Source organism: Soehngenia longivitae (genome assembly GCF_004684055.1).
GTDB classification, from domain to species: domain Bacteria; phylum Bacillota; class Clostridia; order Tissierellales; family Tissierellaceae; genus Soehngenia; species Soehngenia longivitae.
Map to the genome: position 1 here is coordinate 86,920 of NZ_SRIB01000002.1, position 13,434 is coordinate 100,353.

Genomic DNA, 13,434 nt, shown 5'->3' on the forward strand with positions numbered 1-13,434 from the left:
GAGGAAATCATGAAAACAGTAAAACTTACTATAGATAACAAAGAAATTGAGGTTGATAGTTCACTTACAGTTATGCAAGCAGCAAATTCAGTTGGGATCAAGATACCAAATCTCTGCTATGACGAAAGACTTGATATTTTTGGAGCTTGTAGAATGTGTGTTGTAGAGATAGAGGGAAGTAAAAAACTCCAAACATCTTGTTCTACAAAAGTGAGAGATGGAATGGTGGTACATACTAAAACAGAAAAAGTTATACAGGCAAGAAGAGAGATACTAAGGCTGCTATTAGACAATCACCCAAATGACTGCCTTACTTGTGAGAAGGCAGGGGATTGCTTACTTCAAGATTACGCTTATGAATACGATGTTAAATTTAGAAATCACACAGGAAAGATTAGAGATCGATATATAGATGATTCGAATCCATTTTATGTATATGATGCTCAAAAATGTATTTTATGTGGTTTATGTGTGAGAGTATGTTCAAGACTTCAAGTCACAGGGGCAATAGATTTTGTAAATCGTGGGTTTGATACAATAATTGGAACGCCATTTAATGATGGACTCATAAATTCAGACTGTGTGTCATGTGGGAATTGTGTTTCAGTTTGCCCAACAGGAGCACTGATGCCAAAATCTAAAGAAAAATTTAGAACATGGGAAGTGGAAAAAGTCAAGACTACTTGTACATTTTGCGGAGTAGGCTGCCAAATTAATTTACTTACTAAAGATGATAAAGTAGTTGGCGTAGAGCCTGTTAAAAATGCTGTCAATGAAGGACTATTGTGCGTTAAAGGAAAGTTTTCATTTAATTTTATAAATCATCCAGATAGGTTAAACGCACCATTGTTAAAAGAAGATGGGGTATTTAAAGAAATTTCTTGGGATAGGGCATATGAGATTATAAAAGAAAAGGTAGATAAATATATGGCTGAAAATGGGCCTGATTCCTTTGCAGGTTTAAGTTCAGCAAGATGTACAAATGAGGAAAATTATCTTTTCCAAAAGCTTTTTCGGGCAGTTTTAAAGACAAATAACATTGATCACTGTGCTAGGCTCTGACATTCCTCAACAGTTGCAGGGCTTGCAACTACACTTGGTACAGGCGCTATGACAAATAGTATTTCAGAAATCAAACACAATGACACGATATTTGTAATTGGCTCAAATACCACAGAGACACATCCTGTTATAGGAGCGTTTATAAAACAGGCAGTTAAAAGTGGTGCGAAATTGATTGTAGCAGATCCAAGGGAAATAGAACTTACTAAATTTGCAGATGTTCATCTCCAGCTCAAACCAGGGACAAATATTGCACTCATAAATGGGATGATGAATGTCATCATTGAAAACAAACTGTATGATGAAGAGTACATCAGGAAGAATTGCGAAAACTTTGATGAATTAGTCAGACTTGTAAAAAACTATCCACCAAAGAGAAGTGCAGAAATTTGTGGAGTGGATGAGGATTTAATTATAAAAGCAGCTTTAATTTATGCAAACTCCCCAAACGCAGGAATTTACTATACAATGGGAGTCACTCAACATACCACTGGCACACATGCTGTAATGAGCTTATCTAATTTAGCTCTTTTATGTGGAAATATAGGGAAAGAAAATGCAGGTATAAATCCTCTTAGAGGGCAGAACAATGTTCAAGGGGCAAGTGATATGGGAGCTACACCTGCGGAGTTAACAGGTTATCAAAAGATTTTTCACAAAGAAAGTCTTGAGAAATTTGAAAGAGCATGGGGTACAAAACTTTCTGATAAAGTCGGTGCGACTATAACTGAGATGTTTAATCTTATTGAAGAAGACGAAATAAAGTTTTTATACATCATGGGAGAAAATCCTGTAGTTTCTGATCCTGATACTAATCATGTGATTAGTGCATTAAAAAAAGTAGATTTTTTAGTTGTTCAAGACATATTCTTTACTGAAACTTGTGAATATGCAGATTTAGTTTTGCCAGCAGTTTCGTTTGCTCAAAAAGATGGAACTTTCACTAATACAGAGAGGAGAGTTCAAAGAGTTAGAAAAGCAGTAAAAGAAAACGGATTAGCAAAACCAGATTGGCAGATCATCATGGAGATAATGAATACTTTAGGTTATGACAAGAAATATTCTAATCCTCAAGAGATAATGGAGGAAATAAGTTTTCTAACACCTCAATACAGTGGGATTACCTACGAGAAAATAGATGATAACGGAATACAATGGCCGTGCAAAGACAAAGATGACATGGGAACTAAATTTTTACACAAAGATAAGATTTCCAGAGGCAAGGGTTTATTCATGCCTGTTGAATATGTGAAAAGCAGAGAAACGCCAGATGAAAACTATCCATTTATACTCACTACGGGTAGGATTCTTTATCACTATCACACCAGGACAATGACAGGAAGAGAAGAAGGACTCAATGATATAGTAAATAGTTCATATATAGAGATCAATGAAGAAACCGCTAACAGAATGAACATAGAAAATGGCGATAAAGTAAGAGTCAAGTCCAGAAGAGGAGAGATCATAACGAAGGCAAAAGTGGTTGATACAATAGATAGAGATGTTGTATTTATGCCTTTTCATTTTACAGATGGGCAGGCTAATTACTTGACAAATACTTTTGTAGATGAGATAGCAAAGATACCAGAACTAAAAGTATCTGCGGTGAACATCGAAAAGTTAGATAAGGAGGAGGACTATGTTTAAAGTAGGTGTTTTGACAGCAAGTGACAAGGGTTCAAAAGGTTTGAGAGAAGATATATCAGGCAAACGAATAAAAGAAATCATGGAAGAAAATGGTTTTGAAATTTTAAGTACCACAATTGTAGAAGATGATAAAGAGAAGATAAAAAAAGAGCTTATGTATATGGCAGATGAGCTAAAAGTAGATTTGATTTTAACTACAGGTGGCACTGGATTTAGCAAAAGAGATGTAACCCCAGAAGCCACTTTAGAAGTTGTAGACAGATTGGCCATGGGGATAAGTTATGCTATTTTAAATAAAAGTCTTGAAAAGACTTCCCATGCAATGCTTTCTAGAGCTGTAAGTGGCATAAGAAATGACACACTTATCATAAATCTCCCTGGCAGTCCAAGAGCTGTTGAAGAATCACTAGAAGTCATATTAAAAGCATTGCCACATGGACTAGAGATTTTGACGGGAAGGGCGAGTGAATGTGCTAGAGAATAGTGTTAATTCATTTGGGAGCGCAATAATTTTAGCTGGTGGAAAGAGCATGAGGATGGGGTTTGACAAGCAATTTTTAAAACTAGAAAATAAATCCAATGTCGAATTGCTTATAGAAAAATTATCCCCTCTTTTTAATGATTTTATAATTGTAACAAATAAACCAAATGAGTATGATGATGAAAAAATAAAATATGAAAAAATAAAGCTGGTAAGCGATGAAATAAAAGATAAAGGGCCACTCTCAGGCATTCACATTGGCCTAAAAGAATCTAAATCAAAATACGCATATCTTATAGCTTGTGATATGCCAATAGTCAATCTAGACTACATTCGATACATGATGGCCTTATTGAAGATAAAAGAAAGCGATGCTGTGGTCACAGAAGATAGAATAGGCATAGAACCATTTAATGCTTTTTATTCGAGAGACTTATATAAGGTAATTGAACTATATCTTAATAACGACAAAATAGATATAAAGACTTTACTTCAAACAGTGAATACTACCTATATTCCTCATAAGAAAGCTTTAAAAATGAGCCCTGATTGGAGTATGTTCTTAAATTTAAATACAAAAGAGGATTTAGAAAAATATGAGAGATCCCAAAGCAGATGATTTATCTACCAAAAAAGAAGTCAAAATAGTAAAAATAAAAGATGCGAACACTTCAGTAGAGAATGATTTTGTGGCAGTAGAAAAGCCATTCACAATTTTTGTTAATGACGTAGAAATTGCTACATTGATGGTAAGCCCAGATTCGCTCTATGAGCTGACGGTAGGATTTTTGATTTCTGAAGGGTTAATAGATTCAATTAAAGAGATAAAAGACGTAAAAATCTATGAAAAAACCCTCGAAGCAAGAGTAATTACTTTTGAAGATAAGACATTAAAGCAATCGTTGTTAAACAAGAGGTTAATTAGTTCGGGCTGTGGAAATGCACCTTTATTTTACAATGTAATTGATTCTATAAAGAGCAAAAAAATAACTAACGATTTTTCAATCAAAGCTCTTGATTTATTTCAACTCATGGAAAAATTTAATAAGAGTTCAAAATTGTTCATAGAAACAGGGGGGGTACATTCTGCAGCTTTAGCGAATGCAAAAGACATATTGTACTTTTATGAAGATATAGGAAGGCACAATTGCATAGATAAAGTGCTTGGCAGAGCAGACATACAAAAAACTCATTATAGCGACAAGATTATTCTTACATCTGGGAGGGTCTCTCATGAGCTGATCTCAAAGATGTCAAAAAGAGCTATCCCTATGGTAGTATCCCACTCTGCTCCCACATCTTATTCAATAGAACTAGCTAATGCATTGAATATCACACTAGTTGGGTTTGTAAGAGGGAAGAGGTTAAATATCTACACAAATTTCGATAATATAATTTATTGAAACTTAATTACTTTTTAGATCAACCACGGAATAATTTTGAGTATAAGTATCTATTAAGAGGAGTTTGTATCTAAGGATCTCTCCTCTTTTTATTAATAATTTTACCACTTCACTCACTTCAACTGCTGCAACTAAAGCAGGTGTGAAAGAGGGATTTCCTAGTTTGTTTTCTAATTTTTCACTAGATTTATATATGAGATTTAGTGTGTTGTCATTTGGCATGATCGTCGAAACTTGTCCAAACCATCCTGAGATAGCTCCATGGACTAATGGTATATTAAGTTCTTTTGCAAAACGTTGAAGTGAAAATCTTGTCTTTATGTCATCCACCGCATCGACAATCACATCGTGCCCTTTTAAAATATCCACGTAATTTTCTTCTGAAATATGTGAATTGACACTATTTACAATTACATCAGGATTAATTTCATTAACTCTCAATTTAGCTGCTAGAGCTTTGTTTTGACCTAAATTATCCATGGTTGATAAAATTTGCCTATTGAGGTTGGTTTCTTCGAAAACATCGCCGTCAATAGCAGTTATATAGCCAATTCCAAGCCGTGCAAGCATTTCTATTACATAGCCACCTAATCCACCGCATCCAACTACACAGACTTTACATTTTCTTAAGCTTTCATTTTCTTCAAGTGAAAGCATATCCATATTTCTTAAGTATCTTTTCATAACACACCTCTATTTAGATTATAATATAAGCTCATCAAAAGATGAGCTTATATTATATATTTTTTAACCCCCACCCAAAGGTGTCAACACTAGTACTTTATCATTATCATTTAAGACTGTATCATCGTTTGCATTCATATTGTTAACGATGAACGAGGCATTCGATAGGATTGGTTTTAGTTCTTCATCAGACATATTTATTAGAATTGTCTTGAGAGTTTTTACATTTGTGCCTTCTTCTAAATCTAAAACATCAGGCATTTTATCGTGAATGACACCCATGTATTTTAGTTTTATTACCATTTATTTATCTTCCCCATAAATATCTTTTATCACTTCATCTAATCCACCTAATTTTTCTAAAAGAGCCTTATCTGGTAGACCACTATCAAAATCGATACCAGCTTCTTTAAAGAAATTTCTACCTAATTTTTCTACATCAACACTATATCCTTTTAATGGTCCAGCTTCTAGAGGAGGTTCACCAACTGCTCTCTTAGTAAGAGTCATGTCTTTTGGTTTTATACCCTCTCTGAGATTAAATGCATATCTCATCATAAATATTCTTAAACCAGTATTAAAAGCAGTTTCTTGATCAAAGTTCATGCCTGTAATTGCAGCTATATACTCATAAACTGTTTCAGGAGGAGCACAAAGTGTACTAAAATAGCACATGCTAGATGCATTTAGAACTTCTACAAAAAGAGTCATACCTAAATCTGCTGGGCCAGTGCCATCGAAGATGTAGTTTTCTTCTTTAATAGGCTCTAGCATTTGGACTCCACCTATACCACCTTTAACGTGTCTTCCAGGAGTTGGATCGAATTTATAAGTTCTAGCTAAACCTGGAGAGTGTCTTGGGTCGTGCATTGGGAGTTCTATTCCTGAAGCAGTTTGGAGATATTCTTCTCCTTTATTCCAATATTTAGCAGCGTATTGAGAACCATGGCATAATATAGCACCGCAGCCTTCACCATCAGCCATTTTTTGCATTATATTTACTATAGCCTCACCGTTGCCCCATGTCAATTCAATACCATCTAGATCTTCTTTTGTAAGTATACCTCTCTCATAACATTCCATTGCCCAAGCTATTGTCATACCAGCTGAAATTGTATCGAAACCATAAGTGTTACAGATTTCATTGCATTTAAGCATTGCATCAGGTTCTCCACATAAAAGAGTACTTCCGAAAGCAGCAGCTGTTTCATATTCAGGTCTTTCGGTTGGGCCTAAAGGCCAACGTCCATCGTTTACTTCGTATTCAGCACCGCATCCCAATGGGCAAGATGCACAATTGTATTTTTTTGTTTTGTATCGGTCAAGTGCGATAGAACCCATTTTTTCAGCTTTTTCTTCGCCAAAGTCTACTACACCTACACCACCCCAGTTTTTAACAGGCGAGTCCCCATTCAAAGCTGATGCAGGAGTTCCTACACCTGTGCCATAGGCTCCAAAAGCCTGTGCTAATTCGCTTTGTTTCATGGCTTCAGTTACTTTTTTATTGATTTCTAAAACTTTTTCAGGGTTAGCGACAGGAATATTTTGAGTTCCTCTAACTGCGATAGCTTTCAATTTTTTAGAACCCATTATTGGACCTGTACCACCTCTAGCTGGAGCACGATGTCCATCGTTAATAGGGCACGAAATCAAAGAAACTCTTTCTCCTGCAGGCCCAATAGCACTTACTCTTAATCTTGGCTCATTAGTTTCTTCTTTCAATGCTTCCCAAACTTTCTTTGTATCCATACCCCAAAGATGAGAAGCATCTCTTATTTCTACTTTTCCATCGTTGATGTAAATATACACTGGTTTTGGGGATATTCCCTTGATGAATAATGCGTCATATCCTGCTTTTTTCAACTCAGGACCAAAAAATCCTCCTGAATTTGCATCGTTCCACCCACCAGTTATAGGGGATTTATTTACAACTGTGTATCTGCCTCCAAACCAAGCTTTTGTAGCACTTGTAGGCCCAGTTATAAACCCAAGCACACTGTCAGGGCCAAGTGGATCTGTACCAGGTTTCATCATATCGTAAAGAATTTTAGCGCCAAAACCATAACCTCCGATGAAGTCTTCAGCAAGTTCTTTTGGAGTCTCTTTCTCTTCAATCTCTCCTGTTGTCAAGTCGATAAATAGCATTTTTCCTGCATACCCATAAAGCATATATTACCTCTCCTTTCTTATCCAATAATAAATATTGGTCGTGCCTAATCTTGTTAATTTTATTATATTACAGCGATACCAAATTAGCAAGTATAGATTTAGGCTTGCCTAAAAAATAATTCAAAAAAAGCAAGGTCAGTCCCTTGCCCATTTACAGCTTTCTATCAAAAATGATGTAATTTCTTTTAATTCAACAGTATCAGCTATCTCTTTAGCTTTATCATTAATTTTTTTGATATCTTTTTCTCGTACTTTTAGCATGGTAAACATAATTTTATTTACAGTCGTTGCTAATTTATCATAAGTCATTTTAATTTTTCCTTCTCTTATGCTTAGGAGCAACTCAGATTCTGCTCCAACTGCGACAGTCAAAGCTAGCAACATCTGATATTTTGTTATAGGGATATCATCATTTTCGATTATTTTATAATAAGAATCAATATACTTTTCGATTTTTACTTTTGTTAATTCTCTACTAGACATCATTTCTGATAAAAAATTCAAACTCTCATTAGTTGATGTCATAGCCTTGTAAAAGAGTATATTTAAGAGTGCTAAATAAGTATAACCTTTTATTTTATCTTTATAGTTTTTTTCAACATAGTTATATAATGCATCTAAAATATCTTCATACATTTCTATTACAATGTCTTCCTTTTGATTGTAATAATAATGCAAAAGACCTTTATTAATTTGAGATTGATTTGCAATCTCTCTAGTAGTGGTATTTTTAAAACCCTTTTCTTTAAATAATCTATATGAATTTTTTAATATATTATCTCTTTGGATTGTCGCACGATCCATTTAAACCACCACCATATTTAATTATTATCTACTTTAGTATAAACAATTTTAATAAAACTGTCTATTTGTATATGGATAAGATAGTATTAATTAATCATTTTTTTAAAAACAATTTATACTGTATTATTATTTACAAAAATTTGACATGGAAAATCTACTATGATATACTTATGTTAAGATTTATACTGAATATTCTAATAAATATATTTCTAGTAAAAATCTATTAGGGGAATATGGTTATTATTGAATTTGTAAAGAATATGAATGCGCTATATAATTTAAAAATATAAATTATTGGCGTTCGGAATCCAGAGTTATACAATCGAAGCGAAAACATTGTACATAGAGAGTTTGGATTCCTCAATTTTCATTTAAGTTTACAAAACGGTATAATATAAAAGGAGGTTTTTATGAAAAAACAAATTGGTTTATTATTAATTTTATTTCTTTCATTATCATCTAATGTTTATGCGGAATATGTTAGTTATACGCCTTTGGTTGATTCTTTAGAAACCATTAGTGCTGAGGATATTCCTCAACATATTCAACCTTTAGCATTTGAGACTAAAGAAGAGCTTGAAGAATACTTAAGTACACAATTATCAAGTAAAAATTCTATTAAAACGGAATCCGTGGAAGTTGCTAATCCTTCTGAGTCTTTGGATAAATTGTTAATTTATGCAACTCGTTCATCTGGATCTGGTTCATATCAAACATCTACTATTCCGGCTTCGGGAGCTTCTTTAAATTTAAAAACACTATATAGTTATGAACAAGTTCCAGGAATGACAACGCATAGATTTACTCAGGCTACAGGGTCTATGAGTTTGACTGGTTTTACTGTGGGACTAGACATTAGAGATATTTCTTGTTTATCTACAATATCGTCTCGAGGAAGTAGTATTACGACAACAGGCACATGTACGATTGATTATTATTTCCTTATAGATGGTTTAGTAAAGCTTTGGTCAGATGATTTTAACATGGAACATATGATTTTTATAACAAGTGTGATTTATTAGATAAAATATTGTTTTATATGTCTACTATTAATGCGATTGGGGGAGTGTAATTTAGATGTTAGATAAAATATTATTTTATATGCCTATTATTAATGCTATTGGGCTGATAGTAATTCTATTTATTTTAGTAAATTGGTTTATTAAAAAAAATAGAAATAATTAAGACCTTTGTATTCAATATTTATCTAAATAATTTATAAAGGTTTACAAAACGGAAAAGTATAAAAGGAGGTTTCTATGAAAAGGGTATTTGGATTTGGTACGTTTACTAATAAAACTATATGTTCGGTTTTGCTTGTATTAAGTTTTATACTTTCTTATAGTTTTATATATTTACAAAGCTACACCATTGACTCAAACGGTAGCCAACTTGCGATGGATATATACAGTTTTTATATAACATACTTACTACCTATTGTGCTTTTAGTATGGGTGAAATTCCTTTGTGAATTTCTTTATAAACTGTTAGAAAAAGAATAGACTCTTTAATGATTGGAATTTAAATGTTTTGAGTAATAAATCTAATTTATAAACATTTAGATAAATCATGATATTCCCCTATTTTTTAATTTAAGCATCTGAAATTACTACCGTAAGAATTATAACCATCCTTTTAAGATATAGTATTAATATCTTAAAGTATGGTTATCTTTCTATCAATCTCAAAGCTTGACATTGGCTGATTTAGAGTGATACTATACAATAAAAGAATGGAGGGATAGTATGAAAAATAGAAAAACGTTTTTCTTGATTTTGTTGTCATTGATTCTTGTTTTAAGCGCTTGTACTTCAACTCAAACTGAAGAAAACACAAGCGAGAACAACACTGAAGAAGAAGCAGCATCTCCTGCTGGCAGCATTATTTTAGCTACTACAACGAGCACACAGGATACTGGATTATTGGATTATTTACTTCCATTGTTTACAGAAGAAACCAACATAGAGGTAAAAACCATTGCAGTTGGTTCTGGTAAGGCAATTCAAATGGCTAGAGATGGAGAAGCAGATGTGCTGCTAGTCCATGCAAAACCAGATGAATTAAAACTCGTGGAAGAAGGTTTTGCGACTGAAAGAAGAGATGTAATGTACAATGACTTCATTTTAGTTGGACCTGCAGACGGTAAATTGCAAAAAGGGAATGACATATTAGCCGCATTAAAGGAAATAAACGACAACAAGTTGAATTTTGTATCTAGAGGCGATGACTCTGGTACACATAAAAAAGAATTATCTCTCTGGAAACTTATTGATGTAGAGCCAACTGGAGAATGGTATATCGAAACTGGCAGCGGTATGGGAGATACACTTAAAGTTGCTGATGAAAAGAGAGCATATACAATTGCTGATAGAGGTACTTATTTGAGCTTAAAAGACACATTGGATTTAGATATTATCGTCGAAGGCGACGAGAATTTATTTAATCAATACGGCGTATTGCCAGTGAATCCAGAGAAGTTTGAAACTATAAATTACGAAGGCGCTGTTAAATTTATGGAATGGATTACAAGAGAAGACATTCAACAGCTAATCGGAGAATATGGAATAGAGGAATATGGTCAAGCATTGTTCATTCCTAATTATAAATAGCAAATAAATGCTTAGAGGTGCAATATGGATTATATATTGGATGGTTTTATAAAGGCAATAGAATTATTGATAAATTTTGACAAAGAGATATATGGAATAATAGGGCTTTCGCTCTTTGTTTCAACATCGGCTACTCTAATTGCCTCGCTTATATTTGTGCCTCTAGGCTGTTATTTTGGAATCAAAGAATTTAAGCATAAAAGGCATTTTTCAAGGCTAGTTTACACGTTTATGAGCATTCCATCCGTCATAGTGGGTTTGGTTGTTGCACTTTTATTCACGAGAAATGGCCCTTTGGGCTTTTTAGGGATTATGTACACTCCAAAAGCCATGATATTAGCGCAGTCACTTCTGGTATTGCCATTTATATTTGGGCTTACCTACAATTTAGCGATGCACAGGGGAATGGAATACAAAAAAGTTGTAAAGACATTAGGTGGAGGAGATTTTCACTCCACCATTCTTATAATCAGAGAACTGAATTCAGATATAATAGCTAATATAGCAACCGCTTTTTCAAGAGCAATCTCTGAAGTTGGCGCTGTTATGATTGTCGGCGGGAACATAAAAGGGCAAACCAGAGTGATGACTACGACTATATCTATGATGAATTCAAGAGGAGACTATCCTATGGCAATAGCTCTTGGGATTATACTATTGCTGATTTCTTTTGCCATTCACAGTATAATTTATTCTTTCAACGTGGAGGATTAAATGGAAGTTAAGGTAAGAAACTTAAAGAAGTATTATAAAGAAAATTTAGTTTTAGATATAGCTGATTATACATTTAAAGAAGGGCAAATAATCGGACTAAGAGGGCCAAATGGAGTTGGTAAAAGCACATTATTAAACATCATTGCTGGTTTGGATCCACAATTTGAAGGAGAAGTACTCTATGACGGGAAACCCTTAGATGAAAAAATACAAAAAGAAATTACAGAAGTTTTTCAAAAACCATTTTTATTTAAGCGAAAAGTCAAAGATAATATTAAGTATCCAATGCTTTTAAGAAAATTAGACAAAGTTGAAATTGAAAGAAGGACTTTAGAATTAGCTAAAGCTTTAGAGATAGAAGATTTGCTAAATAAGAGAGGAAATCAACTATCAGGTGGAGAAGCACAGAAAGTCGCTTTAGCAAGGGCCTTAGTGATAAGGCCCAAGTTATTGCTACTTGATGAACCCACTTCGAGTATTGATGAAGAAGCTATGATTACTATAGAAAATTGCATATTAAATTTTCACAAACAATCAAATGCTACTATAATCATTGTTACACATGATGCTATTCAATCAGATAGAATCTGTGATGAGGTAGTATTTTTAGAACGAGGGAGGATTTCTTAGTGGAATTTTTTAAAACCATTTTGATTGAAGAAGCAGTAAATATTATAAAAGAGGAGTTTAAAGACTATAAATTGGAATCAGAAATTGTAGATTTAGATGATGCTTACGATAAGGTACTTTATGAAGATGTAATATCAAAAGAGTTTGTACCAGAATTTGATAGATCAACAGTTGATGGATATGCAATAGTAGCAGAAGATAGCTATGGATCAACTGATACTATACCAACGGTGCTGGAAATCATAGGAGAAGTTAAAATGGGGGATAGGACAGAACTAGTGGTTAGCAGTGGAAAATGTGCTTATGTTCCAACTGGGGGAATGATACCCAAAGGAGCCAATGCCGTCATAATGATTGAAAACACTGAAAAGATGGATGAAAAAACCCTCCTAGTCCAAAAACCTGTGAGGATTCAGGAAAACATAATTAAACGTGGGGAAGATATTAAAGAAAATGAAGTTGTAATAGAAAGAGGAAAAAAATTAAATCCTGCTCATATCGGTGCTTTAGCAAGTCTTGGGATATCAAAAGTACAGGTATTTAAAAAACCTAAAGTTTTCATCATATCAACAGGAGATGAGATAATAGGAATAGAAGAAAAATTAGAATTTGGGAAAATAAGAGATATCAATTCATATAGTTTAAAAGCCCAATCTAAAAAGATAGGGCTAGAAGTAGTTGGAAATATAATTGTAAAAGATGATTTTATTCAATTGAAAGAGGCAATATTAGATGGGCTAGAAAAAAGTGATATAGTATTGCTTTCAGGGGGAAGTTCAGTTGGAGAAAGAGATTACACTAAAGAGGCAATTAATTCTCTTGGAGGGAAAGGCGTGCTTGCTCATGGAATCTCAATAAAACCTGGGAAACCTACACTTATTGCTAGTGCAAAAGGAAAACTTGTCATTGGACTTCCAGGGCATCCAGTATCTGCTATGACGGTTTTTATGGCTGTAGTGGAACCGTTTATCGAGAAATTATACTCCTTAAACACGATAAAACCAACCATATTCGCACAGATGACTGAAAATTTTCCATCTTCTGCTGGTAAAGATACGTATGTTTTTGTAAACATAAAAAAAGAAGAAGGAAAATATTATGCTACACCAAAGTTTGGAAAGTCAGGAATGATAACAAATCTTTCAAAAGCCGATGGTTACATTGTCATAAAAATTCATGAAGAAGGGGTAAACAAAGGAGAAATAAGAGAAGTCTATTTACTGTAGGAGGT

13 protein-coding genes are annotated in these 13,434 nt (G+C 33.7%); 9 read left to right on the forward strand and 4 right to left on the reverse strand.

Going from position 1 to position 13,434, the window contains the following annotated elements; genetic code table 11:
- Positions 1-9: 9 nt before the first annotated feature.
- From fdhF to fdhD, 4 genes are read left to right on the forward strand one after another with little or no spacing between them, the layout of a single operon-like run.
- Complete coding sequence (gene fdhF / locus E4100_RS01995; protein ID WP_135270332.1) at positions 10-2,709, forward strand: formate dehydrogenase subunit alpha; 2,700 nt, start codon at positions 10-12, stop codon at positions 2,707-2,709.
- A complete protein-coding gene (locus E4100_RS02000) occupies positions 2,702-3,193 on the forward strand; it encodes a MogA/MoaB family molybdenum cofactor biosynthesis protein (RefSeq protein WP_135270334.1) in 492 nt (163 codons plus the stop codon). The genes fdhF and E4100_RS02000 overlap by 8 nt, the downstream gene beginning before the upstream one ends.
- The gene (mobA, locus tag E4100_RS02005; RefSeq protein ID WP_245196343.1) at positions 3,180-3,809 is read left to right on the forward strand and encodes a molybdenum cofactor guanylyltransferase; all 630 of its coding nucleotides are present in this window, start codon (positions 3,180-3,182) and stop codon (positions 3,807-3,809) included. Before E4100_RS02000 ends, mobA begins: the two co-directional genes overlap by 14 nt.
- Positions 3,787-4,593 (forward strand): formate dehydrogenase accessory sulfurtransferase FdhD, encoded by an 807-nt coding sequence (gene fdhD, locus E4100_RS02010; protein ID WP_135270336.1) that lies wholly within the window; start codon positions 3,787-3,789, stop codon positions 4,591-4,593. Before mobA ends, fdhD begins: the two co-directional genes overlap by 23 nt.
- A gap of 3 nt (positions 4,594-4,596) precedes the next feature.
- On the opposite strand, the gene E4100_RS02015 is transcribed toward fdhD, so the two are convergent.
- The 4 genes from E4100_RS02015 to E4100_RS02030 form a co-directional block, all read right to left on the reverse strand.
- Positions 4,597-5,277, reverse strand: coding sequence for a HesA/MoeB/ThiF family protein (locus tag E4100_RS02015; protein WP_135270338.1), 681 nt, complete (start codon positions 5,275-5,277; stop codon positions 4,597-4,599).
- Between the two features lie 63 nt (positions 5,278-5,340).
- A complete protein-coding gene (locus E4100_RS02020; protein WP_135270340.1) occupies positions 5,341-5,580 on the reverse strand; it encodes a MoaD/ThiS family protein in 240 nt (79 codons plus the stop codon).
- Positions 5,581-7,446 carry an aldehyde ferredoxin oxidoreductase family protein gene (locus E4100_RS02025; protein ID WP_135270342.1) on the reverse strand — a complete coding sequence of 622 codons (1,866 nt, stop codon included), beginning with the start codon at positions 7,444-7,446 and terminating at the stop codon, positions 5,581-5,583.
- 135 nt (positions 7,447-7,581) lie between these two features.
- Positions 7,582-8,250 (reverse strand): TetR/AcrR family transcriptional regulator, encoded by a 669-nt coding sequence (locus E4100_RS02030; RefSeq protein ID WP_135270344.1) that lies wholly within the window; start codon positions 8,248-8,250, stop codon positions 7,582-7,584.
- Positions 8,251-8,660: 410 nt separating this feature from the next.
- On the opposite strand from E4100_RS02030, the gene E4100_RS02035 reads away from it, so the two are divergent.
- From E4100_RS02035 to E4100_RS02055, 5 genes are all read left to right on the forward strand, one after another.
- A complete protein-coding gene (locus E4100_RS02035; protein ID WP_135270346.1) occupies positions 8,661-9,272 on the forward strand; it encodes a hypothetical protein in 612 nt (203 codons plus the stop codon).
- Between the two features lie 723 nt (positions 9,273-9,995).
- Positions 9,996-10,859: an ABC transporter substrate-binding protein gene (locus tag E4100_RS02040; protein ID WP_135270348.1), complete on the forward strand. Its 864-nt coding sequence runs from the start codon at positions 9,996-9,998 to the stop codon at positions 10,857-10,859.
- 24 nt (positions 10,860-10,883) lie between these two features.
- The gene (locus E4100_RS02045) at positions 10,884-11,573 is read left to right on the forward strand and encodes an ABC transporter permease (protein ID WP_135270350.1); all 690 of its coding nucleotides are present in this window, start codon (positions 10,884-10,886) and stop codon (positions 11,571-11,573) included.
- Positions 11,574-12,203: an ABC transporter ATP-binding protein gene (locus E4100_RS02050; protein WP_135270352.1), complete on the forward strand. Its 630-nt coding sequence runs from the start codon at positions 11,574-11,576 to the stop codon at positions 12,201-12,203.
- Entirely contained in the window at positions 12,203-13,429 is a 1,227-nt protein-coding gene (locus tag E4100_RS02055; RefSeq protein ID WP_135270353.1) for a molybdopterin molybdotransferase MoeA, read from the forward strand. Before E4100_RS02050 ends, E4100_RS02055 begins: the two co-directional genes overlap by 1 nt.
- Positions 13,430-13,434 lie beyond the last annotated feature (5 nt).

Bases quoted from the DNA above. Each gene is read 5' to 3' on its own strand.
- E4100_RS02000 (WP_135270334.1), top strand. From the start codon at position 2,702: ATGTTTAAAGTAGGTGTTTTGACAGCAAGTGACAAGGGTTCAAAAGGT.
- fdhD (WP_135270336.1), top strand. From the start codon at position 3,787: ATGAGAGATCCCAAAGCAGATGATTTATCTACCAAAAAAGAAGTCAAA.
- E4100_RS02015 (WP_135270338.1), bottom strand. From the start codon at position 5,277: ATGAAAAGATACTTAAGAAATATGGATATGCTTTCACTTGAAGAAAAT.
- E4100_RS02020 (WP_135270340.1), bottom strand. From the start codon at position 5,580: ATGGTAATAAAACTAAAATACATGGGTGTCATTCACGATAAAATGCCT.
- E4100_RS02025 (WP_135270342.1), bottom strand. From the start codon at position 7,446: ATGCTTTATGGGTATGCAGGAAAAATGCTATTTATCGACTTGACAACA.
- E4100_RS02030 (WP_135270344.1), bottom strand. From the start codon at position 8,250: ATGGATCGTGCGACAATCCAAAGAGATAATATATTAAAAAATTCATAT.
- E4100_RS02035 (WP_135270346.1), top strand. From the start codon at position 8,661: ATGAAAAAACAAATTGGTTTATTATTAATTTTATTTCTTTCATTATCA.
- E4100_RS02040 (WP_135270348.1), top strand. From the start codon at position 9,996: ATGAAAAATAGAAAAACGTTTTTCTTGATTTTGTTGTCATTGATTCTT.
- E4100_RS02045 (WP_135270350.1), top strand. From the start codon at position 10,884: ATGGATTATATATTGGATGGTTTTATAAAGGCAATAGAATTATTGATA.
- E4100_RS02050 (WP_135270352.1), top strand. From the start codon at position 11,574: ATGGAAGTTAAGGTAAGAAACTTAAAGAAGTATTATAAAGAAAATTTA.